At 51.1% G+C, this 24,407-nt stretch carries 25 protein-coding genes and 1 riboswitch; of the genes, 18 read left to right on the top strand and 7 right to left on the bottom strand.

Translation table 11 applies throughout. The annotated features are described in order from the left end of the window. Positions 1-21 precede the first annotated feature (21 nt). On the top strand, positions 22-1,188 hold the full coding sequence (gene fliB / locus DFR60_RS18405) for a flagellin lysine-N-methylase (protein ID WP_110324214.1): 1,167 nt from the start codon (positions 22-24) through the stop codon (positions 1,186-1,188). Here the strand turns inward: fliB and DFR60_RS18400 are convergent. Beyond that, entirely contained in the window at positions 1,105-1,488 is a 384-nt protein-coding gene (locus tag DFR60_RS18400; protein ID WP_110324213.1) for a DUF554 family protein, read from the bottom strand. The two genes, fliB and DFR60_RS18400, sit on opposite strands and share 84 nt — an antisense overlap. A gap of 74 nt (positions 1,489-1,562) precedes the next feature. On the opposite strand from DFR60_RS18400, the gene DFR60_RS18395 reads away from it, so the two are divergent. After that, positions 1,563-2,207, top strand: a complete 645-nt coding sequence (locus DFR60_RS18395) for a sugar O-acetyltransferase (protein ID WP_110324212.1) — start codon at positions 1,563-1,565, stop codon at positions 2,205-2,207. Between the two features lie 197 nt (positions 2,208-2,404). Next, on the top strand, positions 2,405-3,586 hold the full coding sequence (locus tag DFR60_RS18390) for a cell wall-binding repeat-containing protein (protein WP_110324211.1): 1,182 nt from the start codon (positions 2,405-2,407) through the stop codon (positions 3,584-3,586). 74 nt (positions 3,587-3,660) lie between these two features. Here DFR60_RS18390 and DFR60_RS18385 read toward each other — a convergent pair whose 3' ends face one another. Then, complete coding sequence (locus DFR60_RS18385) at positions 3,661-4,353, bottom strand: LrgB family protein (RefSeq protein ID WP_002603884.1); 693 nt, start codon at positions 4,351-4,353, stop codon at positions 3,661-3,663. Continuing rightward, positions 4,346-4,717 (bottom strand): CidA/LrgA family protein, encoded by a 372-nt coding sequence (locus tag DFR60_RS18380; protein ID WP_002603885.1) that lies wholly within the window; start codon positions 4,715-4,717, stop codon positions 4,346-4,348. The genes DFR60_RS18385 and DFR60_RS18380 overlap by 8 nt, the downstream gene beginning before the upstream one ends. 144 nt (positions 4,718-4,861) lie before the next feature. Here DFR60_RS18380 and DFR60_RS18375 point away from each other — a divergent pair, with 144 nt between their 5' ends. Beyond that, positions 4,862-5,407 carry a phosphatase PAP2 family protein gene (locus DFR60_RS18375; protein WP_110324210.1) on the top strand — a complete coding sequence of 182 codons (546 nt, stop codon included), beginning with the start codon at positions 4,862-4,864 and terminating at the stop codon, positions 5,405-5,407. Positions 5,408-5,472: 65 nt separating this feature from the next. Beyond that, a riboswitch (THF riboswitch) is annotated at positions 5,473-5,571 on the top strand. A 64-nt stretch (positions 5,572-5,635) separates the two neighbouring features. After that, entirely contained in the window at positions 5,636-6,196 is a 561-nt protein-coding gene (locus DFR60_RS18370; RefSeq protein WP_110324209.1) for a folate family ECF transporter S component, read from the top strand. 2 nt (positions 6,197-6,198) lie between these two features. Here the strand turns inward: DFR60_RS18370 and DFR60_RS18365 are convergent, their stop codons facing one another. Next, positions 6,199-6,978, bottom strand: coding sequence for an HD domain-containing protein (locus DFR60_RS18365; RefSeq protein ID WP_110324208.1), 780 nt, complete (start codon positions 6,976-6,978; stop codon positions 6,199-6,201). A gap of 91 nt (positions 6,979-7,069) precedes the next feature. On the opposite strand from DFR60_RS18365, the gene DFR60_RS18360 reads away from it, so the two are divergent. Genes DFR60_RS18360 through DFR60_RS18350 form a run of 3 tightly spaced genes read left to right on the top strand, consistent with a single transcriptional unit; the run spans position 7,070 to position 9,478 of the window. Next, complete coding sequence (locus tag DFR60_RS18360) at positions 7,070-7,879, top strand: Cof-type HAD-IIB family hydrolase (RefSeq protein WP_110324207.1); 810 nt, start codon at positions 7,070-7,072, stop codon at positions 7,877-7,879. A 3-nt stretch (positions 7,880-7,882) separates the two neighbouring features. Continuing rightward, the gene (locus DFR60_RS18355; RefSeq protein ID WP_055652894.1) at positions 7,883-8,722 is read left to right on the top strand and encodes an Mrp/NBP35 family ATP-binding protein; all 840 of its coding nucleotides are present in this window, start codon (positions 7,883-7,885) and stop codon (positions 8,720-8,722) included. Positions 8,723-8,767: 45 nt separating this feature from the next. Further along, entirely contained in the window at positions 8,768-9,478 is a 711-nt protein-coding gene (locus tag DFR60_RS18350; protein WP_110324206.1) for a GTP pyrophosphokinase, read from the top strand. A gap of 134 nt (positions 9,479-9,612) precedes the next feature. On the opposite strand, the gene DFR60_RS18345 is transcribed toward DFR60_RS18350, so the two are convergent. Beyond that, on the bottom strand, positions 9,613-10,272 hold the full coding sequence (locus tag DFR60_RS18345; RefSeq protein ID WP_110324205.1) for a GntR family transcriptional regulator: 660 nt from the start codon (positions 10,270-10,272) through the stop codon (positions 9,613-9,615). Between the two features lie 217 nt (positions 10,273-10,489). Here DFR60_RS18345 and DFR60_RS18340 point away from each other — a divergent pair, with 217 nt between their 5' ends. Both DFR60_RS18340 and DFR60_RS18335 read left to right on the top strand, forming a co-directional pair. Further along, entirely contained in the window at positions 10,490-11,179 is a 690-nt protein-coding gene (locus DFR60_RS18340; protein WP_110324204.1) for a cyclase family protein, read from the top strand. Positions 11,180-11,204: 25 nt separating this feature from the next. Beyond that, a complete protein-coding gene (locus DFR60_RS18335; RefSeq protein ID WP_110324203.1) occupies positions 11,205-12,116 on the top strand; it encodes a ketopantoate reductase family protein in 912 nt (303 codons plus the stop codon). Positions 12,117-12,185: 69 nt separating this feature from the next. Here the strand turns inward: DFR60_RS18335 and DFR60_RS18330 are convergent, their stop codons facing one another. Both DFR60_RS18330 and DFR60_RS18325 read right to left on the bottom strand, forming a co-directional pair. After that, positions 12,186-13,433: a sensor histidine kinase gene (locus DFR60_RS18330; protein ID WP_110324202.1), complete on the bottom strand. Its 1,248-nt coding sequence runs from the start codon at positions 13,431-13,433 to the stop codon at positions 12,186-12,188. Next, positions 13,427-14,104: a response regulator transcription factor gene (locus DFR60_RS18325; protein ID WP_110324201.1), complete on the bottom strand. Its 678-nt coding sequence runs from the start codon at positions 14,102-14,104 to the stop codon at positions 13,427-13,429. Before DFR60_RS18325 ends, DFR60_RS18330 begins: the two co-directional genes overlap by 7 nt. Before the next feature lie 318 nt (positions 14,105-14,422). On the opposite strand from DFR60_RS18325, the gene DFR60_RS18320 reads away from it, so the two are divergent. The 8 genes from DFR60_RS18320 (at position 14,423) to DFR60_RS18285 (ending at position 24,398) form a co-directional block, all read left to right on the top strand. Beyond that, positions 14,423-15,514, top strand: coding sequence for an S-layer homology domain-containing protein (locus DFR60_RS18320; protein WP_110324200.1), 1,092 nt, complete (start codon positions 14,423-14,425; stop codon positions 15,512-15,514). A 14-nt stretch (positions 15,515-15,528) separates the two neighbouring features. Beyond that, entirely contained in the window at positions 15,529-17,286 is a 1,758-nt protein-coding gene (locus DFR60_RS18315) for an efflux RND transporter periplasmic adaptor subunit (RefSeq protein WP_110324199.1), read from the top strand. Further along, on the top strand, positions 17,286-18,011 hold the full coding sequence (locus DFR60_RS18310) for an ABC transporter ATP-binding protein (protein ID WP_110324198.1): 726 nt from the start codon (positions 17,286-17,288) through the stop codon (positions 18,009-18,011). Before DFR60_RS18315 ends, DFR60_RS18310 begins: the two co-directional genes overlap by 1 nt. Further along, positions 17,995-19,173: an ABC transporter permease gene (locus DFR60_RS18305; RefSeq protein WP_110324351.1), complete on the top strand. Its 1,179-nt coding sequence runs from the start codon at positions 17,995-17,997 to the stop codon at positions 19,171-19,173. Before DFR60_RS18310 ends, DFR60_RS18305 begins: the two co-directional genes overlap by 17 nt. Before the next feature lie 376 nt (positions 19,174-19,549). Beyond that, positions 19,550-20,542 carry a dipeptidase gene (locus DFR60_RS18300; protein ID WP_110324197.1) on the top strand — a complete coding sequence of 331 codons (993 nt, stop codon included), beginning with the start codon at positions 19,550-19,552 and terminating at the stop codon, positions 20,540-20,542. A 108-nt stretch (positions 20,543-20,650) separates the two neighbouring features. Next, positions 20,651-22,306 carry a Na/Pi cotransporter family protein gene (locus DFR60_RS18295; protein WP_110324196.1) on the top strand — a complete coding sequence of 552 codons (1,656 nt, stop codon included), beginning with the start codon at positions 20,651-20,653 and terminating at the stop codon, positions 22,304-22,306. Positions 22,307-22,315: 9 nt separating this feature from the next. After that, positions 22,316-23,008, top strand: a complete 693-nt coding sequence (locus DFR60_RS18290) for a response regulator transcription factor (protein ID WP_110324195.1) — start codon at positions 22,316-22,318, stop codon at positions 23,006-23,008. Position 23,009: 1 nt separating this feature from the next. Then, positions 23,010-24,398: a sensor histidine kinase gene (locus tag DFR60_RS18285; RefSeq protein ID WP_110324194.1), complete on the top strand. Its 1,389-nt coding sequence runs from the start codon at positions 23,010-23,012 to the stop codon at positions 24,396-24,398. The last annotated feature ends 9 nt before the right edge of the window (positions 24,399-24,407 follow it).

Raw genomic sequence — 24,407 nt, 5'->3', positions numbered from 1 at the left:
AGGTGACAGGAGATAAGAGAAATGAAGATAACAGTACCACATTATTACAGCCGGTTTCAGTGTGTAGCGGGCGAATGTCCGGATACGTGCTGCGCCGGCTGGCAGATTATGATTGATGACGCATCGTTAAAAAAATACAGGAAAAGAAGAGATCCCTTTGGCAGCCGGCTGAAGAATTCCATTGACTGGGAGAATTCTGCGTTCCGCCAGTATGATGGGCGCTGTGCATTTTTAGATGAAAATAATCTCTGCGACATCTATTCAGAGGCAGGGCCTTCCATGCTCTGCCGGACGTGCCGGGCGTATCCCAGGCATATCGAGGAGTTTGAGGGGGTGAGGGAGATATCTCTGTCGCTGTCGTGTCCGGAGGCGGCAAAGCTGATTCTGGACTGTGAGGAGCCGGTGCGGTTCCTAAGCAAAGAGACGGAGAAGGAGGAGACTTACCCTTATTTTGATTTCTTTCTTTATACCAAGCTCATGGACTGCAGAGATTTCATCATTTCCACGCTGCAAAACCGGGAACTGGACTGGAACCTGCGCACGGGAATCGTGCTGGGGCTGGCTCATGACTTACAGCGCAGAATCGTGAATGGCCGTCTGTATGAGACGGATTCCCTGCTGGAGCGTTACGGAAGGAAGGGGGCTGTCGGGAAGCTTGCCTCCAGGCTTTTGGCGTATCAGATTGACGGAGAGAGCCGTTTTGACGGGATGAAAGAACTGTTCGGCTTCTTTGATGAGCTGGAGGTGTTAAATTCCGGCTGGCCGGATTATATCGGGCGGGTCAGGACTGTTCTGTACGGAGCAGGGGAAAGTGCGTATGAGGAGCAGAGACAGGAATTTTATGAATTCTTAGAGGTATCGGAGGAGCGGCGTGAGACATGGGAGCGGTGGTCTGAGCAGCTGATGGTCTACTTTGTGTTTACCTGGTTCTGTGGTGCGGAATACGATGAACGACCCTATGAGAAGATGAAGCTGGCCGTGGTGAGTACGCTCCTGATCCGTGAGACGGCGCAGGCCCTGTGGAAAGAGCAGGGCGGCGTACTGGATAAGAACGTGTTTTTTGAGGCCGCGCGCCGCTATTCAAGAGAGGTGGAACACTCTGATCTAAACCTGGAACGCCTGGAGAATCTGTTCCGTGAGGAGAAGGTCTGCGGCCTGGACCGGCTGCTTACGCTGGTCATGGGGTAAAATTAAAAGAAATGGCAGAGCAGAACCGGAAGAAATGGCGCCGGCGGCCATGACCATGGTGGACACGAAATCGATTAAGGACTTTGCATAGAGTATTTCATGATTGCCGGACATTCCGCTCTGGAGGGAGCCGACGATTGCCATGGCTCCCACGCAGACGAAGATCGTGCAGCTGACGAAGCTCTCTGCAAAGGTGCTGTCCGAGGAACCGCGGATGAGTCTGGACTGAAGATAGTATCCGGCCCGGGTCAGCTGGCGGTCGATGTTGATGAGTTCTCCAAACAGCGTTCCGATCACCATGGAGTATCATATCGTTTTACAACCATATATGACTGTGATAAAATAAAAGAAAAAGCAACCGGAGGTACAAAATAATGTCATTGGAAGGCAAGATGAAGAGTGGCCGTTTATACTGCGAATTCGGCCATGAGATGGAAGAGAATAAGGCATATGAGAAGAAAATTGAATACCAGCGCGTGCATTGTAAGGAACTGGTCTACGATTATAATCAGACAAGACCGTCGAATGGAAAGGAAAAACGGAGGATTTTAGACGAACTCCTGGCGGAAGCGGGAGAGGAAATCTGGATTGAATCCCCCGCCTTTTTTTCGTACGGATGCAATACGCATATCGGTCATCACTTTTATTCCAATTTTAATATGTGTGTTGTCGATGACTGTGAAGTATTTATCGGTAACTACGTGATGTTTGGACCGAATGTGACGCTTACGGTCACGGGACATCCTGTCTGGGGAGAGTACCGGCGCAAGGGCGCTCAGTTTTCCCTGCCTATCCACATTGGGGACGATGTATGGGTCGGATCGAATACGATTATTCTGCCCGGCGTGACGATTGGAAGTGACGTGGTGATCGGAGCCGGCAGCGTGGTAACCCACGATATTCCTTCCCATTCGGTGGCATTCGGGACGCCGTGCAGAGTGGTGCGGGAGATTACGGAGGAAGACCGGCTCTCTTACCGGAAGGGCTGTCCGGTTAACGAGGATTGGGATAGAGACTGAAAAAAACGATTAAAGTTACAAAAAAACCGCTGAAAAGTCATAAAAAGACAAAATGGTTACATATTTAAAAAAATAGCTGGAAAAGTCTGTCATAAAAATGTAATATATCGTAATGATAAAGAAATTGAAAGATATTGGTTGTTTTACTATAATGAAGATAGAAAATAACTGGTGCATTTTTATGAGGAGGGTTTGATATGAAAGGAAAGCGGTTAGGTTTTATTATGACACTGGTCCTGATCATGGCGCTGGCCATGCCGGCATGGGCCGCAGATACGAAGATTGATTCGGTGAAGCTGGACTTTTCGTACTCGGGGGAGGAACCGAAGTCCGGCAATGAGATCGGCCGAATTCACGTGAAGGCGCCGGATGGACAGCCATTTACCGTTGAATACGCAGAGTATTCAAACGAAGGCGACGTCTGGGTAGTCGGCGACCGGCCTCTGGTTCATGTAGAACTGACGGCGAAGAGCGGATACCGTTTCAGCTCCACATCGAAGAGCAGATTTACGTTAAACGGATGCAGCGCCGTCTATAAGAAGGCCAGAATCTACGACGACGGGACACAGATGGAACTGGAGGTATATTTAAAGAGAATCGGCGGAACCTTAAGCAGCGTTCAGAACCTGGAGTGGGGCGGAAACGTGGCTTACTGGGATCCGCTGGAAGGCTCGAAGGAATACGAGGTTCGTCTTTACCGCGATGAGAAATCGGTTGTAACCGTCAAGACAACAGACAGCAGCTATAATTTCGCAAACAATATGGACCGTGAGGGTTCCTATACCTTCCGTGTCCGCGCCATTGCAAGCTATAATTCCAGAGCAGGCGAGTGGTCCGACTATTCGGAGGATTACTACATTGACGAGGATGAGGTCTGGTACTACGGCGGCAACGGAGCATGGCAGCAGAACGCCAGAGGCTGGTGGTACGCATATTCAGGCGGCGGATATCCGAGAAGCTGCTGGAAGCTGATAGACAACGCATGGTATTATTTCGACGGCGACGGATATATGACGACAGGCTGGAAACGGATCGACGGCAATAACTATTATCTGGGACCTGACGGCAAGATGCGCACCGGATGGCAGCAGATCGACGGGGCATGGTATTACCTGGACGGAAGCGGCGTGAGAACGACGGACTGGCAGTATGTGAACGGACGCTGGTACTACATGAATTCCAGCGGCGTGATGCAGGTCGGATGGCAGAGAATCAACGGCGACTGGTACTATCTGGATGGAAGCGGAGCCATGATGACGGGCTGGCAGTATATTAACGGAGCCTGGTACTATATGGACGGAAGCGGCGTGATGTACGCGGGACGTTGGACTCCGGATGGAAGATATGTGGATTATAATGGAGTTTGGGTTCAGCAGTGATGCAGATAAATGGGTACAGTGGAACTTTCCGCTGTACCCATTTTTTGATCTTTTTCAAGCTCAGATTAATAGTGTTAAATAAAATTCGCAAACACCGATGCAAACAACACCGTGCAAAGCCCGGACACGGCGATGGCGAGGCTGCTCATGGCTCCTTCGATCTCGCCCATTTCCATGGCTTTTGTGGTGCCGATGGCGTGGGAGGCGGAACCGATGGCGATCCCCTTTGCAACCGGCTCTGTGATGTGGAAAAGACGGCAGACGGTCTCAGCGATGATGTTGCCGATGATTCCCGTGATGATGATGCAGGCCACAGTGATTGTGACAATGCCGCCCATCTCCTCCGATACGCCCATGCCGATGGCGGTGGTGATGGACTTCGGAAGAAAGGTGACATACTGTTCGTGAGTCAGCTGGAAGAGGAGCGCAAGGACCAGAACCGTCGCCATCGTGGTCAAAACACCGGTCACGGTCCCCGCCAGAATGGCCCTGGCGTGCTTTTTCAGCAGGCTTAGCTGCTGATAGAGCGGGACGGCCAGACAGACGGTGGCCGGAGTCAGCAGATAGCTCAAGTATCTGGCGCTTACATTATAGCTTTCATAGTCTATGTGGAAAACGGATAAAAAAATCATGACTGCGATAATGGATATCAACAGTGGATTGAAAATCGGAAGTCTGAACTTTGCCTTGAGAAAGAGGCCCAGTTCATATCCCATGATGCTTACAGCTGCTCCAAAAAACAAAAACTCTTTTATCATCTCATTCATGTTCCGGTACCTTCTTTTTTTTGTCAGATCTTATAAAAAACTGCGTAATTTTCCCTGAGACGACCATAACCACCACTGTGGAGACCATGGTGATGACCAGAAAAGGGATGAGGATCGGCCGGAGCAGTCCCCAGGAATCGAGAAGTCCCACCGCGGCAGGTATGAACATCAGCGGCATTATGTCGATTAAGAAGTAACTGGCTTCCTGGACGCTGTCCAGAGGTATGAGCTTCGTCTGAAGCCCCGCGAGCATAATAAGCAGCCCGTAGATGCTGGCTGGAACAGGCAGAGGAATAAAGTAGTGAAGCGCTTCCCCAATCAGGGAAATTATCAGGATGATACTGAATTGTTTGATGAATTTCATGTCTTTTGCCTCCCTTTATGTATCATTCGTTTAACTACGGTTTATCCTAAACTCAAATAAGCCGCTTGTCAAATATTTTTTCAACTGTTATAATACCCATTACACCGAAAAAAACAGATTCTTACCGGAAGGAGCTTATAAATCATGATAGAAGCGGAGTTTGGAATTCTTTATTTTCTGCAGTCCATCCATACGCCATGGCTGGATGTGGTGATGAAAAATATTACCCATATGGGGGACAGCGGAATTTTCTGGATTCTCACGGGACTTGTGCTGTTCTGTTTTAAAAAGACGAGGAAGATGGGATTCTGCGTTCTTTTATCCCTGGCAGGCGGTTTACTGATCGGCAATATTCTCTTAAAGAATTTAGTGGCGAGAGACCGGCCGTGCTGGATCGATCCTGCCGTACAGCTGCTGATCGAAAATCCGGGGGATTTTTCCTTCCCTTCCGGCCATACCATGGCCTCCTTCGAGGCGGCTGTGAGCATCTTTCTCTATAACCGGCGCTGGGGAGCGGCGGCGCTCGTTCTGGCGGCGCTCATTGCATTTTCCAGGCTGTATCTCTTCGTTCATTTTCCGTCGGATGTTCTGACCGGACTTGTGCTGGGAATCGTGATCGCGCTGGCAGTCCATAAGGGCGTGGAATGGATGGTAAGACAAAAGAAAGAAAAGAATGCAGATGCCAAATGAAAAAATATTTGCATTTCCCGTATTCTGTGATATACTGAGTTCGTTACAAATTACAAATCAATATTAGCAGAGTAGGTTTGTGTGCGTTAAGTGCTGGTTGAACAGGGAGTTGTCAGCCGGACGAAAAGATTTTTCTTGCGGTACACGAATCGCATCCCGCTGCATCAGAAGATGATACGTTTATTATCTCCGGTTGTAGTAAGAGGTCTGCAAAGGAGGTATTTTTTTATGAAAAAATTCGTCACTTTGTTCACCGATTCTTACAAAGAACTGAAATCTGTAAGGACCATCACCACCGCGGCTATGCTCGCGGCCATCGCCATCATTCTGGGCATGTTTTCCATTAATGTAGGCAGTACCATCCGAATCGGCTTTTCCGGCATTCCAAACGGCGTATGCGCCTATTTATTCGGACCCGTGGTAGGCGGAATATTTGCCGGAGGTCTGGATGTGCTGAAGTATCTGCTGAAGCCTGCCGGACCATTTTTCCCGGGGCTTACGGCTGTCGTCATACTGGCGGGCGTGCTCTATGGCTGCTTCTACTATAAGAAGCCCATCACCTTCTGGAGGGTGCTGTTAGCCAAGTTTGTAGTCATGCTGATCTGCAACGTGATCTTAAACACCCTGTGTCTGTCCGTTCTGTACGGCAAGGGCTTTATGGTGATCCTGCCAGCCAGAGTGATCAAGAACCTGATTATGTGGCCCATTGATTCCATGATTTTTTACAGTATTTTGAAGGCATTAAACCTGCTTGGGATTTTAAAGGCGGTCCGTAGGAATTTCGCGTAATTTTAACGGCTGCTCCCGGCAGCGGATTCTGATAAAAAGTTCCAGGCCGCCTGACGGATGAGCTCCATCTTCCGCCGGGTGGCCTCGTTGCTGTAAGGGACCCGGTCGATGAGCTTATCGATGGTGCCGCGTCCGGCCACAATACGGCGGCTTTCCGGAAAATTTAAGTCATAGATATAGCCAAGGTAGGAGATCCACATATCCATGTGCGTCACACGGTCGGCGTTTTTAATGGGGCAGCGGTTTAAGAAGGACGTGAGGATATGGTCGGAGATGGCCTCAGCGCCCAGTTCTTCGGCTTCAATATCCAGCATCGCATGGATGGAGTCCTGCTCCTTTACCCGGAAATTATCAAGCTTATCGGCATCCCGGATGAGCATGGAATGCAGGCGTTCCTTTCCGGTGAGGGAGTCATCCATCAGGTAGAGCCCATGATTCTTTATGGCCGTATAGATAATGGAATCGTAGCTGCGTTCCGGAATGAAGCTGCGGATCAGATGGTCTTCGAACAGAATGGAGAGGCTTAACTCCGCGTGAGGAACGATGGAATCGTCGAAGCTGTCGTATCTCCTCAGCTGTTCGAAGCGGCCGATATCATGGAGAAGCGCAATGTGCAGGGCCAGGGCGGTGTCCTCGTCGGAGAGGCCAAGGCCTTTAGAGATCAGCCTGGCGGCGTCTGTCACGCCGTAGGTGTGTACGATTTTCAGCCGGATTTTCTCATTTTTTGTGTCATACTGCTTTAAATATCCAGCAAATATTTTTTTTGCCTGTGTAAAATCCATAGACAGAACCCTTCTTTCATACTATAATCTTAAGTGTCTGCATTATACTACGAATCGCAGACGATGGCAACTCGTAAAGGAAGAGATGAGAATGAGAGAAAGGCAGATCAGAGCCATATTTTTTGATATAGACGGGACGCTGCGTGATTTCGAGACGAAGAGGGTTCCGGAAGGCACAAAAGAGGCGCTGCGGAAGGCGAGGGAGGCAGGAATCCTGCTGTTCATCGCTACCGGGCGCCATAAGCTTGAGATCGAGGAGGAGAACCTTCTGGAGGACATGGAATTTGACGGGTACGTCACGTTAAACGGGCAGTACTGTTACTGCGGCAATCGCGTTGTATACGACGCCCCTATAGACAGCGCGGAAGTCACGGCCATGTTGACGCTTATCGGGAAAGATCCGTTTCCCTGCCTTTTCATGGAGGCTGACCGCATGTATATTAATATGGTGGATGACGTCGTGGAGAAGGCCCAGGCGGGAATCGGGACAAGAATTCCGCCCGTTATGGATGTGAGGCGTGCTTTAGAGTATCCGATCTACCAGATCGTGCCCTATATCGGCAGGAGGCGGGAGGAGGAGATCCGTCGCGCGGTTCCCGGTTGTGAGATCATACGGTGGCACGATGAATACGCCGTGGATGTGATTCCGCGGGGCGGAAGCAAATGCATCGGAATCGAGAAGATGGCGGCCCATTTCGGCCTGTCGCTGGAGGAGACTGCGGCGGTCGGCGACGGGGCAAACGACGTTTCCATGGTAGAGATGGCCGGTCTCGGCATCGCCATGGGCAATGGAAAGGCTGTGGTGAAAGCCGTGGCGGATTATATTACGGATTCGATAGAAACGGATGGCCTTTTAAAGGCTGTCTTCTATATAATAGAGAATAATCATCAGGAGGAATGAAACATGAGTGAAACAAACTGTACTCATAATTGTAATACCTGTGGGGAGAGCTGCAGCAGCAGACAGACGGAGCAGACCAGCTTTCTGGAGCCGTTAAACCCTGCAAGTACGGTTAAGAAGGTAATCGGTGTGGTAAGCGGAAAGGGCGGCGTTGGTAAATCGCTGGTCACCACCATGATGGCGGTCCGCATGAACGCAAAAAATTATAAGACGGCAATTCTTGATGCGGATATTACCGGACCTTCGATTCCGAAGGCATTTGGCCTGGGAGACGACGGCGTCGGCATGACACCGACGGGACTCATGATCCCGGCGACCACTTCCATGGGCATCGAAGTGATGTCGGCCAACTTAATTCTCGATCATGAGACCGATCCCGTAATCTGGAGAGGACCTGTGATCGCCGGAGCGGTTAAGCAGTTCTGGCAGGAGGCCCTGTGGGAAGATATCGACTATATGTTCGTGGATATGCCTCCGGGAACCGGCGATGTTCCGCTGACGGTATTCCAGTCTCTGCCGGTAGACGGCATCATCATTGTCACATCTCCGCAGGAGCTTGTGTCCATGATCGTGACAAAGGCTGTAAACATGGCGAAAAAGATGAATATTCCGATTCTCGGCCTGGTGGAGAATATGAGCTACTTATCATGTCCGGACTGCGGAAAGAAGATTTCCGTATTTGGAGAGAGCCGGATCGACGAAGTGGCGAAGGAGAATGAAATCCCTGTTCTCGCCAAGATTCCGATTGAACCCAAGATTGCCAAAGCTGTTGATGAAGGCGCCGTGGAGTATTTGGAAGCACCGTGGCTGGACGAGGCGGTTAAAGCCGTGGAGTCCATATAATATGCGTTTCGTGACAGCTTAAGGATAGGACAGCGAGGTAGAAATATGAATATAAATATGAACCCCAACAGCGAACTGCATCAGTCCATCGTTAATGTGCCGAATCTGGTACAGGTCCCGGACCCGCTTATAAAGCAGGCGTACCAGTTCCAGGAAGCGATGATGATGTACACCTGTGCGATCAGGGAGATTAAGACGAAGCTGGAGGTATTAAACGACGAACTGTCCGTACGCAATTCCAGGAATCCCATCGAGATGGTGAAATCCAGAGTGAAGAAGCCCTTGAGTATTGTGGAAAAACTGCAGCGGAGAGGACTTCCCGTAACGATGGAATCCATGATGGAGAATCTCGACGATGTGGCGGGAATCCGTGTCATCTGTTCTTTTTTAGATGATATCTACGCCGTAGCCGACATGCTGACCCGTCAGGATGACGTGCATATCATCGCCATCAAGGACTATATCCGCCATCCGAAGGAGAATGGATACCGGAGCTACCACATGATCGTGGAGATTCCCGTCTTCTTTTCCGACCGGAAGAAGTGGATGCGGGTGGAGGTTCAGATCAGGACCATCGCCATGGATTTCTGGGCCAGCCTGGATCATCAACTGAAATATAAGAAAGAGGTCGGTGACAGCTCGGAGGAAATCAGCGCAGAACTGAGGGAGTGTGCGGAGGTCATCGCACAGACGGATGAACGGATGCTGAAGATCCGGCTGAAGATCGAATCAGAGGGAATTACAGTCAGTAAATAGTAAAGCGAATAACAGAAGGTTTATTATATAAAAATAAGAAGCTGATGCCTTAAATCCGGTGATACCGGAGGGCGTCAGCTTCTTATTTTTATCGCTTCTTACTTTCATAAGATATTTTCACAGAATATGAGCGTTTATTGACCGTCTGGATGATCGTGAAGCTTCAGCGGCATAGTCAGATGGCGGATCATGATCTGATAGGCATCGTTTCCATTTCCCTCTCTGAGGGCGCGGTAGTAGAGCTCGTGTTCCTCCAGTGTTCCATCGACACGGCCTGTGACCGAGAGCGCGGTGGCCGATGTTAAGTGGATTAAATACAGCAGGCGCTGGAACATCTGATTAAACTCATCGTTCTCCGCATAACCCACGATGGCGAGATGAAAGGAGTGGTCGCTGTCAATAAAGGTCTGCAGGTTATCATCGAAATCTTTTGCCTTCTGCATCTGCTCAAGTATCTGTCCCAGCTCCTCCAGCAGCCGTTTTCCTTTTTCGGTGGAGATCTGTCCGGCTATGATATGGGTGCAGAAGCCTTCAATGGCACAGCGGACTTCGATGGTTTCCTGCATGTCCTTATCCGTCAGGTGGCGGAGCATAAATCCCTTGCTGGGGACGATAGAAATATATCCATCCTGGCTTAAACACTGTAACGCTTCCCTGATGGGGGTTCTGGAAATGTCCAGCTCTTTGGACAGGCGCGCCTCAGAGTAGAGGGTGTCCGGCACCAGCTTTCCTTCCAAAATCTGTTCTTTTATGTAATCGTATGCCTTGGATTGTAAAAAGCTTTTTTCTTTCAATGTGATGCATCTCCTGTTTGTTTGACATACCATTATTCTAATATAGAAGTTGTTTTTGGTCAATCACTCTTTTAAAAGGCGTTTTGTGGATAAAAATAATCGATGAAATTGTAAAATTTTGTTTTGTCAGTGTTGACAGTATACCGGTATAGCGGTATACTGGATGTAAGAAGCAACGGGAGTTATTTATTATATTAAAATAGAGGAGGAAGACAGGATGTGCGTTTATAAGATGGGGAATTTGAGAGTGGTGGATTTAACGAAGGAGCTGGATCCGAAGACGGAGAGCCGGAGATGCCACATGTATCGGTTCAATACCGGGGGACCGATTCCGGATTTCCATACGATTATGGATCTTACCAGCCATCTGGGGACACACTGTGAGTGCCCTTACCATCATGATGACAACTGGCCGAGCGTAGCGGAGCTGCCTCTGACCACATTTATGGGCAGGGCTTTGTATGTGGATTTCAAGGAGGAGGTTGCGCCGGGAACCCACATTACGGCTGCGGATCTTGACAAGGCTACGGCAGGAAAGCTTATGGAAGGGGATATTGTGATCATTGATTCCTCTTACAAGATTCCTCCGTTTACCCCGGCGACCAACACGGAGGCGGACAAGCGGCTTCTGGTAGGAAAAGAAAGCGCTGAGTGGTTCCGGGATCATAAGGTGAAGTGTGTAGGCTTTGGAGACGGCGTTTCGATTGAAAACTGCAATGAGGATGTCAAGCCATTTCATGATATACTAATGGCAGAGAATATCGTTTTCCTCGAGGTTCTGAAAAACCTTGAGAAGCTGGAACAGGATGTATTCTTTATGAGCTACGCCCCCCTTCCGATCCTTGGCCTGGACTCCTGTCCGATCCGTGCATATGCAATCGAGGGGCTGGCAGACTTTTCAAACTAAAAAGTCAGAAAGGCAGGAGATTCAGATGAAAATAACAGTCATCGGCGCCGGAGCCATGGGCTCCGTCTACGGCGGCCATTTATCAAGGAAGCATCAGGTATATCTGGTAGACACGAAACCGGATATTGTAACGCAGATCAACCGTGAAGGTCTGAAGATCGACGAGGATGGCGTGACGAATACGTACCATCCGACGGCGGTAACCGGCACGGAAGGGCTGGGGGAGATGGACCTGGTCATTCTGTTCGTGAAGTCCATCTATTCCAGGGCTGCGCTGGCGGGGAATCAGGGCGTGATTGGGGAGAAAACACGCCTTCTGACGCTGCAGAACGGCGCAGGCCACGAGGACATCTTAAAAGAATTTGTCCCCGAAGACCGTGTGATCATCGGTACGACGGAGGACAACGGCGCGGTATTGGCGCCAGGGCATGTGAGAAGAGGCGGAGTTGGTAATACGAATATAGGGATGCTGACGGAGGACCGTGAAGAATTCCTGCCGCAGCTGAAAGAGGCGTTTGACAGCTGCGGATTTCAGGTGAAAATCCATGAGAACATTCAGTATCTCATCTGGGACAAGCTGTTTACCAACGTTTCCTTAAGCGCAGTAACCGGCATCCTTTTAGTCGATATGGGATTCATCGCGGAGAATGAATACGCATGGAATTTGACGAAGGCGCTGATACACGAGGCGATTGCGGTCGCCGGTGCGCTGGGCCTTTCCTTCGATGAGGAAGCTGTTACGGAACGGGTTCGTCAGACCTCCATGGGGAATCCGGCGGGATGCACTTCCATCCGTGCAGACCTGCGTGATGGCAGAAGGACTGAGGTGAATACCATCAGCGGTTCCGTAGTGACTGCGGCAAAGAGGTGCGGCGTTTCGGTGCCGAGCCATGAATTTGTCGTGAATATGGTACACGCGATGGAGATGAAAAAATAAGTTACAACAACAAACAGCCCGGGACAACTCTTGATAACAAGAGCCATCCCGGGCTTATTCGTCCCTCCATTAAGGAACCGGAAACATAACCGTAAACGTCGTCCCTTCCTCCAGGCTGCTGGATACGTTGATTTTCCCTTTATGCTGTTCTACAATCGTCCAGGCTATGGAAAGCCCCAGGCCATATCCGCCTTCTTTTCTCACCCGCGATTTGTCCGTGCGGTAAAACCGTTCGAAGATATGCTTCTGATCGGACGGAGGGATAGGCTCTCCCGTATTATTGACGGTCAGCACCGCATGATGGGGGGAGGACTTTAAGGAGACGGAGACCGTTCCGCGGATGCCGGCGTATTTGCAGGCGTTGTCCAGAAGGATTGTGATCACCTGTTTGATCTGGGGCTCGCTGCCGCAGATGTGGATGCCGGGAACAATGTCGTTGTTTAAGGTGACCTTGCTCTCAAAAGCCACTGATTCAAAGAGCAGAACACAGTTCAGCACGCTGTCACTGTAATCGAACTCGGTATTTGCCGTGTGGGAGACTTCCACCGTTCCCGCATCGGAGCGCGCCAGAAAGAGGAGCTCCTCCACCAGCTGTTTCATGCGGGCTGCCTCCTCCTTCGTGTTGTCAACCCATTTGATCTGGCTCTTAATGGATGAGTCCTGATGGGAGAGCAGAATCTGTAAATTGGCCAGGATGACCGTGAGCGGCGTTTTCAGCTCGTGGGACGCATCGGCGATAAACTGGTTCTGCTGTTTCCATGCCTGCTCCACCGGCTTTAAGGTCCAGCGGGACAGGAAGATGCTGAGCAGAAGAAACAGGATAGCGGCGATGAAAAACAGCAGGAGACAGTTAAGGCGCAGCGCCCGGACGTTGTTCAGCTCAAAGCTCTGATCGGCGAACGCGATGGTGATGCTGTCCGGCGTTTCGGAGCGGTTATAGCGAAGGGAGTAGTCTTTTAAGACGCCTCGCGGATCGTCGTTCTCCATGACAAGGTCAGCCAGAGTGGCGGCCATGTCATCGGATAAGGAGAGATTGTTTGTGGTTACGTCCGTCACAGTCTGCCCATTCTTTGAAAGGGTGATGACTGCGGTGGGGACGAAGGGGGGCGGCGTATCGTCAGTCCGGCGTCCAGGTTCCACTTTGTTTGGTTTTCCATTAAAGCGGGCCGAATCCTGGGCCTGCATCAGGGCCATCTCGGTCTGGCGTTCCAGCCGCCAGAGATTGGCATGATAAAAATTCCCCAGCACGATGATGAGAATCGTGATGACCAGGGACATATTGATGACAATAAATTTTCCGCGAAGCTTTTTCAGCATGACGGTTCCTCCAGACGGTACCCCACTTTTCGGACGGTTACGATTTCCACCTTGGAGCTTAAGAAGGAAAGCTTTTTCCGGAGAAAGGAAATGTAGGCTTCCACGTTGTTGTCCTCCGCGTCGGAATCATTACCCCATACCCTGGTAATCAGCATATCCTTGGAAATGATTTTACCCGCATTGTTCATGAGCAGTTTCAATACCTCAAATTCCTTATATCCCAGATGGATGGACTTTCTGCCGCGCACCAGGTCGTTGGTTGAAAGATTCAGGGTCAGATCTCCAAAATGAAGTTCTTCCACGACCACCTCGCCCTGTCTGCGGGAGAGGGCGCGTATCCGTGCCAGCAGCTCTTCCGGGATAAACGGCTTCGTCATATAGTCGTCGGCGCCGCGGTCCAACCCGGTCACCTTGTCGCTTATGTCGTCTCTGGCAGTCAGCATCAGCACCGGCGTCTGGACGTGGGCCTTTCGAAGCTTTTTCACCACATCGAATCCATTTTCCCCGGGAAGCATCACATCCAGGACGATGACATCGTATTCGCCCGACAGGCCGCAGTAGAGACCGTCGGTACCGGTATACACGATGTCCGTGTGATAGTGCTGTTCCTCCATAATCTGTCCCAGCGCGTCGGCCAGTCTCACTTCATCTTCTACGATCAGTATATTCATAAATCATTTCCTTCCTTTTCCGGTATGGCCGAAACGGCCGGTCCATATCCTTATAAATATTATAAAAGGGGTTTCCACATTTGGCAATCCCATTCCTTTTCCGGTATCCGCATTTTATAGATATTATAGAAGGAGAAGCTGAAAATAGCCTGAAACCGGTTTTCAGGTTATTTTCAGGTATCCATGATAGAATGGGACGAATGAAAAAAGAGTGAAAAAGAGTTTCAGGTTAATTTCAGGTTGCTGACACAAAATGAACATAGGAGCCTGATAAACTGAACATGAACAACAGACAGAGTGCAGAGAGGAGCAAATCGAATGAATGGAAGAAGAATAGCCGCTTCCATGGCAGTGGTCATGACGGCCACGGCTGTGATGCCCATAACCGCGGAGGCTTCGACAAATATCGACTTGAGAAAAAAGGTGATCGGAATATCGGGGATCATGAGTGTGACCAACATGGATTCTGCGATTACGAGAGGGGAGTTTGCCAGTATGCTGGTGAACGCGTCTTCCTACAGGAGTACGGTCAGCAGTGTAAGCAATACTTCTGTATTCGCCGATGTACCGCGTGACCATTCGTATGCGGCGTCCATCAGGATAGCGGCGGAACAGGGATGGATGACGGGATATTTAGGCGGCAATTTTAAACCGGATGAGTATGTGACGCTTCAGGAGGCTATCAAGGGAACGCTGGCGCTGCTGGGATATGAGAATGCGGATTTTACCGGAGACCAGACCGGGGCCAGGCAGTCCAAATACCATTTCCTGGAGCTCGATGAAAATATGAATAAGAGCCCGGAGGAGGTCCTCATAAGGGAGGACTGCATTAATTTATTCTACAATCTTTTAAAAACTGATACGAAGGCGGGAACCATGTTCGGAAAGAGCCTGGGATGCGAGCTGACCTCCGACGGGGAGATCAATCCGCTTACCATGGTGGACAACAGCCTGAAGGGACCGAAGATCGTAAGGAGCAAGAGCCGCCTTTCCGATTATCTGCCGTTTAAGCTGAGCGCTGCCAGCGTATACCTCGATGGGTCGCCGATCTCCAACAGCAGCGAATCCATCTCTGCGGCGCTGGAGAATGACAACGGCGTGCTGGTTTACTACCATCCGGTATCCAAAACAGTATGGTTGTATACAGTTGGAAGCGAAAATGAGAATGGGCGTTCCGCGGTATTCGGTGAGATCACAAATGTCATATATAATTCGGCCGATTTGATGACGCCGGACGCCATCATACTGGATGACGGCAATACGTATGAACTGGACAGTACAGAGATGAAGTTTGCATTTTCCACGTATGGCGATATGCGGGTGGGAGATACGGTCACTCTGGTCTATTCCGTGACAACGGACAGCAGCGGCGACGAGACGCGTACCGTGCTTGATTATATTGAAGACTGACAGGAGAGCCTGAAATGAAGAAAATAAGTTTTGGAAATAAGGCAAAGAATGGAAAAAAAGGAGGCAGGAAGGGGAAAAAGCTTCTTCTGATTCTGATTTTCCTGCTCGTCGTCATCTTGGGAATTTACGCGGCGGTTCGGATGAAGGCGGAGAAAGCGGTAAGCGCGAACGCGAAAGAGGTCAGGACCGCTATGGTGGAGAAACGCGATATCACCTCGGAGCTGTCGTCATCGGGTACGATCTCTCCGAAGAATACATACGATATCACCTCTCTCGTGGAGGGCGAGGTGATCGCCGCCGATTTTGAAGAAGGAGATCAGGTGGAGGCGGGGCAGATCCTGTACCAGATCGACACCTCGTCCATGGAATCGGAGCTGACCAGCGTCAATAATTCGCTGACCAGGGCGCAGGAAAATTACGAGGTTGCCCTGGATGACTATAACACGGCGCTCAGCGATTACAGCGGCAATACCTACAAATCAACAGAGGCGGGCTACATCAAGACTCTGTACATCAAAGAAGGCGATAAAGTGAGCTCCAATACGAAAATCGCCGACATTTACGATGACAAGGTCATGAAGATCAAACTGCCGTTTTTGTCCGGGGAAGCGGCTTTCATCGGAGCGGGCAGCGGTGCAGCGCTTACGCTGACGGATACGGGAGAGCAGCTGGCGGGAACTGTTACCGCGGTGAGCAACATGGATGTGACGCTGACAGGCGGCCGGATTGTCCGGTATGTCACCATCGAGGCGGCGAATCCAGGCGGCTTAACCACCGATATGGCTGCGACGGCGACGGTGGGAGACTTTATCTGCAGCGCGGAGAGCTCCTTTGAGCCGACGCTGGAGACTGTGATGAACGCTGACATTTCCTCCAGCGTGGAGGTGGGAAAGCTGCTGATCAGCGAGGGCGATTACGTGGGCAAGGGAACCCCTGTTTTCACCATGGAAGCGAAATCGGCGGAGAAGCTTCTCCGAACATACAAGGACTCCGTGGAAAAAGCGGAGGAAACGCTGGAATCTGCCAAAAACAAGGTGGACAGCACACAGGATAATTACGATAATTACACGATCACAGCGCCGATCTCTGGTCAGGTGATCACGAAAAATGTAAAGGCAGGCGACAAGGTGGCGAAGAGCACCAGCGGAAGCACGACACTTGCCGTGATATACGATATGTCCGGCTATACCTTTGAGATGTCGGTTGATGAACTGGATGTAAAGGAAGTGGCCGTGGGGCAGAGTGTAGTGATTACCGCAGACGCGGTGAGCGGAAAGACGTTCTCCGGTACGGTGACCAATGTGAGCCTGCAAAGCTCCTACTCCAACGGCGTGACCAACTATCCTGTCACTGTAACCCTAAACGACGGCATGGATGAACTGCTTCCGGGCATGAATGTGGATGGCGTCATCATCCTCGACCAGGCGTCGGATGTGCTTGCCGTACCGGCCGATGCACTGATGCGCGGCAACAAGGTCTATGTAAAGGACGATACGGTAACGGAGGCGCAGGGAACGGTTCCGGCGGGCTTCCGGGCGGTCGATGTAAAGACAGGGCTGATCAGCGACGATTACGTGGAAATCACGGAAGGCCTGTCCGAGGGTGATGTGGTCTATGTGGCCGAGTCCACGGTGAGCTCGTCATTTAATATGATGGGCGGCATGCAGGGAGGTCCCGGAGACATGGGCGGCGGAGGCGCGCCTGGAGGCGGTAATGGCGGCGGAAACGGCGGCGGAAGAAGCGGCGGAAATAACGGCGGCGGTCCCAGGTAATGGCTGGAGGTAGAGACTTGGAAGAAACATTAATTGAATTGAAGGAAATCTATAAGATCTATGAGATGGGTGACGAAGAGGTGAGGGCCAACGACGGCATTTCCCTGACGATAGGCCGCGGTGAATTTGTGGCGATCGTAGGGAAATCGGGAAGCGGGAAATCGACTCTGATGAATATCATCGGGGCTCTGGATGTACCCAGCTCCGGCGAATACTTACTGGGCGGAAAAGACGTGGGGAGTATGACGGACAATCAGCTGGCGGACATCAGAAACCGGATGATCGGCTTCATATTCCAGCAGTACAATCTGCTTCCCAAGCTGAATCTCCTGGAAAATGTGGAGCTGCCGCTTCTCTACGCGGGGGCCAGCAATACGGCCCGCCGCATGCGGGCCATGGCTTCGCTGGAGCGTGTGGGCCTGGCGGAAAAATGGAGGAACCTTCCGAACCAGCTTTCCGGCGGGCAGCAGCAGAGGGTGTCCATCGCCAGGGCTCTGGCGGGAGACCCGTCCCTGATCCTGGCTGATGAGCCGACAGGCGCCCTCGATTCGAAGACGAGCCGCAGCGTTCTGGATTTCTTAAAACAGTTAAACGATGAAGGTAATACCATCGTCATGATTACCCATGACAGCTCCATCGCAATGGAGGCGCGGCGCGTGGTGAGAGTGCATGACGGAAAGATCAACTTTGATGGAGACGTAAATGAATATTCTGCAATCCTTTAAAATGGCAATGAAAAGTATCATGGGCAATAAGATGCGGTCCTTTTTAACCATGCTGGGCATCATCATCGGTGTGGCCTCCGTTATCATCCTGGTAAGCCTTGTCAACGGCCAGATGTCTTACATGACGGAGAGCTTCGCAAGCATGGGGACGAACCAGATTTCAGTCAACGTGACGAATCTTTCCACACGATCGGTCTCTGTGGATGAGATGTATGAATTCTACGAGGACAACAGAGATTTATTTGCCCAGATGACACCGAATGTGACCGTATCCACGACTGTGAAAAACGGGACGGAGTCATCGACGTCGACAACGGTATCCGGTGTCAGCGAGGAATACCTGGAGATGAAGGATATGGAGCTGGAGGCCGGCCGGTTTATCCAGTATTCCGATATTGTGTCGCGCCAGAAGGTGTGTGTGGTGGGATATTATGTGGCGTGGGATCTATACGGAGGCGTGGATAAAGCCCTCGATCAGACCATTAAGATCGGAGGAAACGCGTTTCGGATCATCGGCGTGGTGTCGAGACAGGATGACGATGAGCTGGAATCGGGCGGAAGCGATGATTTCGTCTGGATGCCGTACAGCTGTGCTGCGAAGATGACGAGAAACGCCAATATCAGCAGCTATACGTTTGCCACGGCCGATATGAATCATACGGATGAAGCAAAGACGGCGATCGATGATTTCCTCATGGAAATCTTTAAGGATGAGGATTTATACCGGATCACGGCCATGAGCGAGCTTCTGGATTCCCTGAATTCCATGATAGCCATGATGTCCATGCTCCTCGGCGGCATCGCCGGAATTTCCCTGCTGGTGGCGGGCGTAGGAGTTATGAATATCATGCTGGTGTCCGTAACCGAGCGGACCAGGGAGATCGGTATCCGCAAGGCGCTGGGGGCGAAGAAACGAACGATCATGCAGCAGTTCGTCATCGAGGCGGCCGTGACCAGCTCCATCGGCGGCGTGATCGGAATTGTGATTGGATCTGTGGCGACTACGGTCATCGGCACAGCCATGGGAATGAACGCGACGCCGACGCCCAGCGCCGTGGTGGTGTCCTTCAGCGTGTCCGTGGGAATCGGGCTGCTGTTCGGATATATGCCGGCAAACCGGGCGGCGAATTTGAATCCGATTGATGCGCTTCGAAGTGAGTAGAGGGTACGCCGGAATCGCGTTGGGGAGACGGAGGCATGGATATTTCGTGTCCGTCTTGCTTCCTACTCACAATAAGAAAGTCCGATCCTGTCGGACACGCCAAATGCGGCGTGTTCGCCAGGATCGGACTTTCTTATTGCTCGTATCCAGATGCCGGCACACTGAAATATCCATACCTCCGCCTCCCCGCCGCGATTTCGGCAGTGTACTGGCTCCGCTGGGGGAAAAGAAATGTATGATCAGGCTGGGGTGCGTTTTTGAGGGGCAGGGTTGCAAAATTGGAATAATGGTGATACTATTTGCATAGTTACAGAAGGAGTAGCCCGCCTGGAGCTGCTCCTTTTTCAGAATGATGATGTAGAGGAGTTTAAATTTTATGAAGGTTGTGGATATGCACTGTGATACGATTTCGGAGTTATTTTACCGCATGGAGGAAGGGAAGGAGCATTCGGTATGGAAGAATGACTGCCATGTGGATCTGGAGAGGATGGAGAAGGGGGACTACTGTCTCCAGAATTTTGCGATGTTTACGTCGCTGGACAGGTATGAGAAGCCGTTTGAACACTGCATGAAGCTGGTCGATCTGTTCTATCAGGAGCTGGAAGAGCATGGAGACCGGATCGGGATTGTGAAAACGTTTGAAGATATTGAGGAGAACCGGAGACTGGGGAAAATGTCTGCGTTGCTGACGATCGAGGAAGGCGGCGTCTGCCAGGGAGAAATCGCTTTTTTGAGGAATTTTTACCGGTTGGGAGTGCGGATGATGACACTTACCTGGAATTTTCGGAATGAGCTGGGCTGGCCGAATATAATCCGGATTGAAGGGGACGAGGCGTATTTTGAACCGGATACGGAGCACGGACTGACGGAGACAGGGATCGAATTTGTCAGGGAGATGGAACGGCTGGGGATGATTATGGATGTGTCCCACCTGTCTGACGCGGGGATTATGGATGTGTTCCGGTATACGAAGAAACCGTTCGTGGCGAGCCACTCCAACGCGAGAACGGTTGCCTCCAACCCAAGAAACTTAACCGATGAGATGCTTAAGACGCTTTCAGAGCGCGGCGGAGTGGCCGGTATCAATTACTGCGCGGACTTTCTGCATGACTGGCAGAGAGGTGAACACGCGGTGAGCCGCGTCGATGACATGATTTTACATATGAAGCATATGAAGAAGATCGGCGGAATTCAATGTATCGGGCTGGGATCGGATTTCGACGGAATCGGCGGGGAACTGGAGATAAAATCCCCGGAAGACTTGCCGGTGCTGGAGCAGGCCATGAGAAGGGTCGGCTTTACGGAGGAGGAGATCGAGGGCGTGTTCTATAAAAATGTGCTTCGTGTATACAGGGAAATTTTAAAATAAGACAAAATTTTACATAGATTTTACATTCCCGTGCATCATACTTTACATAGATTTGATATAGTGCTTACATAATCAATCAATTTATTTCATGAAAACCGGGAGGGGACTATGTCAATCACTGATTTACAGATGCTGTTTAAATTTATCGGGGGCCTGGGAATGTTTCTCTATGGCATGAATGCCATGGCGGATGGACTGCAGAAATCTGCGGGACACCGGATGCAGCAGCTGCTGGGAGCATTAACGAAGAACCGCCTGATGGGCGTGATTCTTGGAGCGGGTATTACCGCCATTATTCAGAGCAGTTCTGCCACCACGGTCATGGTCGTCGGCTTCGTAAACGCCGGGATTATGAACCTGGGCCAGGCGGTCGGCATCATCATGGGCGCCAATATCGGAACCACGGTGACCAGCTGGATCGTATCCATGAGCGAATGGGGTGAGATGCTGAAACCGGAGTTTTTTGCACCGGCCCTGGTGGGCGTGGGTGCGGTCATGACGCTGTTTTGCAAGAACAGCAAGAAGAAACAGGCGGGAGAGATCCTGGTGGGCTTCGGTGTGCTGTTTATCGGTTTGACGTTTATGTCGGCCTCCATCACTCCGTACCGCGACGCCCCGATCTTTGCGCAGGCCTTTACGGTTCTGGGACGAAATCCATTTCTTGGTATTCTTGCCGGTGCGGCGGTGACCGGAATTATCCAGAGCTCTTCCGCATCAGTGGGTATCCTGCAGACGCTGGCGTTAAACGGAATCGTGAACTGGCAGTCCGCCATTTTCATCACGCTGGGACAGAATATCGGCACGTGCGTGACGGCGCTGATCTCCAGCGTCGGAGCAAATAAGACGGCGAAGCAGGCGGCCGGAATCCACCTTCTGTTTAATACGGTGGGAGCCGTAATCTTCGGAATTGTGATGTATCTCATCTTTAAACTGAATCCGGTGTTTGCGTCATCAACGATCAGCAGTGTGGAAATCTCTATCTTCCATACCGTATTCAATGTGAGCAATACGATACTCTTATTCCCCTTCGCGGGACTTCTGGTAAAGGCATCAAGCTTCATGATCAGAGACAGCAAAAAGGGAAAAGAAGAGACGAAAGGCTCCCAGATGGAACGCCACCTGGACGAGAGAATTTTAGAGACGCCTTCCTTCGCCATTGAGAATGCGACACAGGAAGTAATCAATATGGGAAAAGCGGCGCTGGAGAATTTTGATATTGCAACAGCGGCCTTACTGGATAACAGCAGGGCGGAAGCGGAGCAGGTGGAGAAGCTGGAGGCAAAGATCAACCAGTACGAGAAGATTCTGACCTCCTATCTGGTCAAGATTAACAACCAGTCCCTGAACGAAGAACAGCATCTGCTGGTGAAGAATTTATTCTATACGGTCAGCAACTTCGAACGCGTCAGCGACCACTGTGAAAACCTGTCGGAGCTGGCGGTGGAGAAGGCGGACAAGAATATCGTATTTTCCGTGGATGCGGCCGGCGAGATGAAGGAAATGATAAAGACGGTGCGTTCTGCACTGGAGCACGCCATCAACGCCAGAGGCGGCGCCGGAATGTCTGAGGTACGGGCCGTGGTGCAGAGCGAGGAGAGCGTGGACATGCTGGAGGAAGAACTGAGGGAACGCCATATTGAGCGTCTGTCCAGCCATAAGTGTACGCCGGAAAACGGCATCGTATTTTTGGAGGCCTTGAGCAACCTGGAACGTATTTCGGATCACGCCCATAACATAGCGGGATTTGTGAGAGATGAGATGTAGGAGGCGCGTATGGAAAGAATCTATGTGGTAGAAGACGACGACAATATCAGAGATTTAATCAGAATTGCCCTGGAAGGCTTCGGCTATAGTGTCTCCGCCTTTGAGATGGCGGAAGACGCTCTCAAAAGCATCGAGACAGACCTGCCGGATCTGGCGGTGTTTGACCTGATGCTTCCGGGGATGGACGGTCTGAGTGCGATTAAGAGAATCCGGAAAAATGACGCTCTGGCTGACATGCCCATCATCATTTTGACTGCCAAGGACAGGGAGTTTGACAAGGTGGCGGGACTGGACGGCGGTGCCGATGACTATATGACGAAGCCCTTCGGAGTCATGGAGCTGGCGGCCAGAATCCGGAGTCTGCTTCGCCGCAGGGCGAGAAACCAGACCGAGGAAGAGATTTTAGAGAAATACTGCATCAGTCTGAACAAAAAGACCAGAGAGGTTTTAAGCAGCGGGAAAAAGGTGGAGCTGACTTTAAAAGAATTCGAACTGCTTTTGTATCTTATGGAGAATCACAGCAAGGTGGTCACCCGGGATGAACTCTTAAATCACATCTGGGGTTACGATTACGACGGTGAGACGAGGACGCTGGATATGCATATCCGGACGCTCCGCCAGAAGCTGGGAGAGGAAGGCGGGTCCTGTATCCGCACGGTGCGCGGCGTGGGCTACCGCTTTGTGAAAACGGAGGAAGGCTGATATGCGGAAGGCCATATTTGTAAAATTTATTCAGGTAATCCTGGCGGCGCTGATCTTAAGCAGCGCCATCTTTTATATAGCAGCCAGCAGCGCGCTCTTAAAGAGCTCCAGAAAGGATATGACCTACACTCTGCGGGCCATCGACAGCGTTCTCGACTATAGCGGGGATTTACAGGGCGAGGTGATGAGGCTGGAGGAGACGGTGAATGACAACAGCAGCCGTTTTACGGTCATCAGAAAGGACGGAAGCGTCGCGGCCGATACGGGCGTGGTAGATACTTCTTCCATGGACAACCACCTGGACCGGGAGGAGATTAAGGAGGCACTGGAATCGGGGAGCGGCTCCTCCAGGAGATATTCCGATACGCTGAAGAAAAATATGCTGTACGTGGCTTATGAATCGGATCATTCTGACTATATACTGCGGATGGCGGTACCGTTTACCGGATTTAAGGAGTATTTGATCCTCCTTCTTCCGGCCATCTGGCTCAGCTTCCTGGTGGCGCTCATCTATTCTGCCTGCTCGGCCGACAGCTTTGCGGCTTCCATCACGAAGCCGTTAAAAGAGATATCGCAGGAGATGCTGAAGGTCAACGGGGACTACACGGAGCTGGCCTTTGAGACGTACCAGTATCCGGAAATCAACATTATCGCGGAGACGACGACGGAAATGTCAAAGAATGTCAAGGAGTATTTAAACCAGATCGAGCTGGAACGGCAGATCCGGCAGGAATTCTTCAGCAACGCCTCCCACGAGTTAAAGACGCCGATCACGTCGGTGCAGGGCTACGCAGAGCTTCTGGAGAGCGGAATTATCCAGGATGAGGAACAGAATAAGGACTTTATCCGGCGCATCAAGAAAGAGGCGGTCCATATGACCAGCTTAATCAACGATATCCTGATGATCTCCAGGCTGGAGACGAAGGAGGCCGAGATGGTATGTCAGGACGTCCGGATGTCCATCGTCCTGGACGACGTGCTGGAATCGCTGAAGCCGCTGGCGGCCTTCCACGAAGTGCTGGTCCACGCGGACTGCAAGCCTCTGTGCATCTACGCCAACGCCCGCCAGATGACGGAGCTTGTAAGCAATCTGCTCAGCAACGCCATCAAGTACAACAAACCGGGCGGAGAGGTCTGGGTGACCATCACAGAAGAAGACAAGGAAATGATCATACGGGTAAGGGACAACGGCATGGGAATTCCAAAGGAATCCCTGGGGCGCATCTTCGAGCGGTTCTACCGGGTGGACAAGGGACGAAGCCGCAAACAGGGCGGAACCGGCCTGGGATTATCCATAGTAAAGCACATTGCAGGTTATTATCACGGAACGATTACGGTACAGTCTGAACTGGAGGCAGGGACAGAATTTACGGTAAAGATTCCAATTTGACGAATTTTG

It is taken from the genome of Hungatella effluvii, assembly GCF_003201875.1.
Classification (GTDB): domain Bacteria; phylum Bacillota; class Clostridia; order Lachnospirales; family Lachnospiraceae; genus Hungatella; species Hungatella effluvii.
This window is presented reverse-complemented; position numbering and strand designations above follow the sequence as displayed.

What these genes read in the sequence shown, in the direction of transcription:
- DFR60_RS18330 (WP_110324202.1), bottom strand. Translation starts at nt 13,433, where the DNA reads ATGCTGAAAAAGCTTCGCGGAAAATTTATTGTCATCAATATGTCCCTG.
- DFR60_RS18375 (WP_110324210.1), top strand. Translation starts at nt 4,862, where the DNA reads ATGATAGAAGCGGAGTTTGGAATTCTTTATTTTCTGCAGTCCATCCAT.
- DFR60_RS18335 (WP_110324203.1), top strand. Translation starts at nt 11,205, where the DNA reads ATGAAAATAACAGTCATCGGCGCCGGAGCCATGGGCTCCGTCTACGGC.
- DFR60_RS18300 (WP_110324197.1), top strand. Translation starts at nt 19,550, where the DNA reads ATGAAGGTTGTGGATATGCACTGTGATACGATTTCGGAGTTATTTTAC.
- DFR60_RS18395 (WP_110324212.1), top strand. Translation starts at nt 1,563, where the DNA reads ATGTCATTGGAAGGCAAGATGAAGAGTGGCCGTTTATACTGCGAATTC.
- DFR60_RS18370 (WP_110324209.1), top strand. Translation starts at nt 5,636, where the DNA reads ATGAAAAAATTCGTCACTTTGTTCACCGATTCTTACAAAGAACTGAAA.
- DFR60_RS18340 (WP_110324204.1), top strand. Translation starts at nt 10,490, where the DNA reads ATGTGCGTTTATAAGATGGGGAATTTGAGAGTGGTGGATTTAACGAAG.
- DFR60_RS18320 (WP_110324200.1), top strand. Translation starts at nt 14,423, where the DNA reads ATGAATGGAAGAAGAATAGCCGCTTCCATGGCAGTGGTCATGACGGCC.
- DFR60_RS18350 (WP_110324206.1), top strand. Translation starts at nt 8,768, where the DNA reads ATGAATATAAATATGAACCCCAACAGCGAACTGCATCAGTCCATCGTT.
- DFR60_RS18385 (WP_002603884.1), bottom strand. Translation starts at nt 4,353, where the DNA reads ATGAATGAGATGATAAAAGAGTTTTTGTTTTTTGGAGCAGCTGTAAGC.
- DFR60_RS18325 (WP_110324201.1), bottom strand. Translation starts at nt 14,104, where the DNA reads ATGAATATACTGATCGTAGAAGATGAAGTGAGACTGGCCGACGCGCTG.
- DFR60_RS18390 (WP_110324211.1), top strand. Translation starts at nt 2,405, where the DNA reads ATGAAAGGAAAGCGGTTAGGTTTTATTATGACACTGGTCCTGATCATG.
- DFR60_RS18295 (WP_110324196.1), top strand. Translation starts at nt 20,651, where the DNA reads ATGTCAATCACTGATTTACAGATGCTGTTTAAATTTATCGGGGGCCTG.
- DFR60_RS18365 (WP_110324208.1), bottom strand. Translation starts at nt 6,978, where the DNA reads ATGGATTTTACACAGGCAAAAAAAATATTTGCTGGATATTTAAAGCAG.
- fliB (WP_110324214.1), top strand. Translation starts at nt 22, where the DNA reads ATGAAGATAACAGTACCACATTATTACAGCCGGTTTCAGTGTGTAGCG.
- DFR60_RS18315 (WP_110324199.1), top strand. Translation starts at nt 15,529, where the DNA reads ATGAAGAAAATAAGTTTTGGAAATAAGGCAAAGAATGGAAAAAAAGGA.
- DFR60_RS18290 (WP_110324195.1), top strand. Translation starts at nt 22,316, where the DNA reads ATGGAAAGAATCTATGTGGTAGAAGACGACGACAATATCAGAGATTTA.
- DFR60_RS18310 (WP_110324198.1), top strand. Translation starts at nt 17,286, where the DNA reads ATGGCTGGAGGTAGAGACTTGGAAGAAACATTAATTGAATTGAAGGAA.
- DFR60_RS18380 (WP_002603885.1), bottom strand. Translation starts at nt 4,717, where the DNA reads ATGAAATTCATCAAACAATTCAGTATCATCCTGATAATTTCCCTGATT.
- DFR60_RS18360 (WP_110324207.1), top strand. Translation starts at nt 7,070, where the DNA reads ATGAGAGAAAGGCAGATCAGAGCCATATTTTTTGATATAGACGGGACG.
- DFR60_RS18355 (WP_055652894.1), top strand. Translation starts at nt 7,883, where the DNA reads ATGAGTGAAACAAACTGTACTCATAATTGTAATACCTGTGGGGAGAGC.
- DFR60_RS18400 (WP_110324213.1), bottom strand. Translation starts at nt 1,488, where the DNA reads ATGGTGATCGGAACGCTGTTTGGAGAACTCATCAACATCGACCGCCAG.
- DFR60_RS18285 (WP_110324194.1), top strand. Translation starts at nt 23,010, where the DNA reads ATGCGGAAGGCCATATTTGTAAAATTTATTCAGGTAATCCTGGCGGCG.